Source organism: Palleronia sp. (assembly GCF_042089775.1).
Lineage (GTDB): Bacteria > Pseudomonadota > Alphaproteobacteria > Rhodobacterales > Rhodobacteraceae > Palleronia.
Genome location: NZ_JBELKF010000221.1, coordinates 1 through 2928, shown reverse-complemented (window position 1 = coordinate 2928; position 2928 = coordinate 1). Strand labels below are relative to the sequence as shown.

General features: G+C 64.5%; 3 protein-coding genes. 2 read left to right on the top strand and 1 reads right to left on the bottom strand.

The window, feature by feature from the left end:
• Positions 1–226: 226 nt before the first annotated feature.
• Complete coding sequence (locus ACFDS3_RS20250) at positions 227–376, bottom strand: hypothetical protein (protein ID WP_375264131.1); 150 nt, start codon at positions 374–376, stop codon at positions 227–229.
• Between the two features lie 26 nt (positions 377–402).
• Here ACFDS3_RS20250 and ACFDS3_RS20245 point away from each other — a divergent pair, with 26 nt between their 5' ends.
• On the top strand, positions 403–990 hold the full coding sequence (locus tag ACFDS3_RS20245) for an IS1595 family transposase (RefSeq protein ID WP_375264130.1): 588 nt from the start codon (positions 403–405) through the stop codon (positions 988–990).
• Positions 991–1177: 187 nt separating this feature from the next.
• A partial coding sequence (locus ACFDS3_RS20240; RefSeq protein ID WP_375264129.1) for a transposase occupies positions 1178–2928 on the top strand: 1751 nt, incomplete at its 3' end.

Sequence of the window (2928 nt, the reverse complement as noted above, 5' to 3'; positions counted from 1 at the left end):
CGGGATAATGTAGCTACTGCAAATCTTCTTCCGTTTCGGGCGAACGGGCCAATTTTCGGCGTATGGCGAAATCCAAGTCTCGATTCACCTTCGCGGAGGTGGCTCGCCTGACGTCCACGGAGGCCGACGCGATTGCATTCGCCGAAAAACTCCGCTGGCGTGGCGAGATCACCTTTCACCGGTGCGCATTGAAAGATGTTTCGCGCCTCGGCGGCCGGCCAGGCCGCTACCGCTGTCGCGCCTGCGCACGACAGTTCTCGATCCGAACCGGCACGCCGATGGAGCGCTCTCGTCTGCCGGTCGCCACCTGGCTGCGGGCGCTCTGGCTCATCATGTCATCCTCGAAGGGTATCTCCTCGCTTCGTCTGGCCGACATGCTGGGTATCCAGCAGCGCATGGTTCCTGGCTCATCGGGTGCGGGAAATGATGGCGTGGGTTGTGCGCGCCCCGATCTCCGGCGAGGTGGTCGAGTTCGATGAGGTCTATGCCGGCGCGAAGCCACGCCAGAAGGCCGGGGGCGGCCCGACGGGGGTGAAGTCAGGACGCGGCCCACGGCGCCTTGTTCTGACTGCCGTCGTGCGCGGCGGGGAGGCGCGGTTCCGGGTCATAGCCAGCCATGGCAAAGACGACATCGGTCCCGCGGCCAGTGCTATGGTCCAGGCGGCGGGCACCTTCATGACAGATACGCTTCCCGCCTATAGCATGCTCGGAGCTGACAGGCGGTCGGTGAAGCATTCGGGCAAGGAGTTCGCTCGCACCGATCCCGACGGGACCTCGGTCCACGTCAACACCGCGGAGAGTCGCCATGCGGATCTGCGGCGCATGGTGCTTGGAGTCCGTCACTGGATCAGCCAGAAGCACCTCGACCGATATCTCGAAGATCTGGCGTTCCGCAGATCGCTCCGTGAGAGCGACGTGCTCGCGCGGCTCGGGGCCGCGCTGAGTTCTCCAGGGCGACTCTTCTACAGGAATTTGGTCGCAAGTTCCTGAGAATACTTCGGGATTTGAGCACTTGGCCAATATCTCTTGCATGTGCATCGGATGCGCCTATTCCAGCTTCACCCCATCGCGCCGCGAGCGCGATCATGGCTCGGTGCGCGCTCCAGTTCCGGGCGGCATCCCTGAGGCATCGGATAAGGGCAAGCGGGATCGCAAGCTACGGGCCGATGTTTTCGATGTGCCGGCCAATGCCGGTAAGGCGCAAGCAGTCTTCGATCTCTGGCCGCTCTGGCGGCGCGGTCTCCGCACCGAGGCCAATGTCGCTTGGCGCGCCATCATGGGCGGCCGCGCGCTGCGGACACGCATTCTGGCGCCGGCGGAAAAGAATGAGCCAGGGATCATGGTCTCCAAGGAGCGCATCGGCGCACAGGAGCAGCAGATAATCCGAGCGCAGATGGCCGGGAGCGTCGGCTCCTGGCTCTCCAACCGGCAAAATGACGTCCGCGACGCGATCACCCGACAGTTCACGCCGTCCCGATGGGGCGGTGCCGCGAAGCGGCGGTTCAATTCCCTGCCGGAAGACCGGCGCGCCGCCATAGAGACTGATCTCAACGATCTGCGGCACGAGCTCTACGTCATCAATCTCCAGAAGGCCTGGATGGTGCCTGACGGCACCGCGGTCATGCGCAAGGTGGGCAAGGCGCAGATGCCCGTCTCTGGCCGCGCCCGACGGCTGGCCCAGACGATCTTCCTCGGCATCGCATCGCGCCATCGCTGGCCCCGCTTCCAGCGCCTGGCCATGCGCTTCGACGAGCGGATGGGCATCGGTCCGCAACATGCGAAGATCTGGATCGAGCCGGCCGACCATGGCGGCCTCTTCGCATGGTGGCTACATGTCCGTCCCACGGGCACAAAGGCACCCGTGCTCCTGCCGATCCGCGGCTGGGGACGGGATCGCGACGACGGACGCGGCACGGGTCTCTTCAGGCCCGGCGTGCTGGGCAAGACAGTCAACATCTTTGTCGGTGACGATGGCCGCCTCAAGGCGGCGCTGACCCGGGACATGACAGAAATCTTCGCCGAGACGCGGGAGGCTTATCATCCGCTGACTGACGTTCTGTCGCTCGACTTCGGCGTCCGCAATCTCTTCGCCACGAACTACGGCGATCTTCTGGGGCGAAACTTCCGCGACAAGATTGGGCCTCTGGCCGATCGCGCTGACGCCGAGGCGGCACGGATGCAACGCGCGGGTAAGAAGCCTCGTGACAGCGCACTCTGGATCACGCTGGTGACGCGCCTCCGGGCAATGATCGAGACCGAGGTGAACCGGGCACTGAACCATGCCGTCGCACTTCATCGGCCGCGCGTGCTGGCCGTCGAGAAGCTCGACTTCCGCGGCTCCGGTCTCTCGCGCCGGATGAACCGGCTGCTGACGAACTGCGGCCGTGGCGCGGTGGCGAAGAAGCTTGCGGATCTGAATGCGCGCTACGGCATCGAGATCCACGAAGTGGAGCCGGCCTACACCTCGAAGACCTGCTCGTGCTGCGGCTATGTTGATGCCCGGCAGAGATCGGGAGAGAAGTTCCACTGCCGCCATTGCGGCAAAAAATCGCATGCGGACGTCAACGGCGCCCGGAGCATCGCCAAGGCGGTGACCGGTCAGCCGGCGGATCATGAGACGACTAAGGGGGACGGACGTTCCGCTCTCCCTGGCTCGTCATCGCCGCCGATTGGTTCACGATCGCGCAAGGCCTCGTCGTCGCCCCGGACCCGGAGCTTCACGCTCCGCGATCTGGTCCGGCACTTCGACGAGAGCATGACTGACCTCAGAGCGGTCTCACGACCGCGACGGGGAAAGTCGGCCGCCAGGGAGAGCGCCCCGGACCCAAGGTTGACCAACCCCTACTCGAAGCGCCACTCGGTGCTCCTGAAGGGGAAGTCAGATGGACCCCGAAATGACATAGCTGCTGAATTTGCAGTAGCTACATA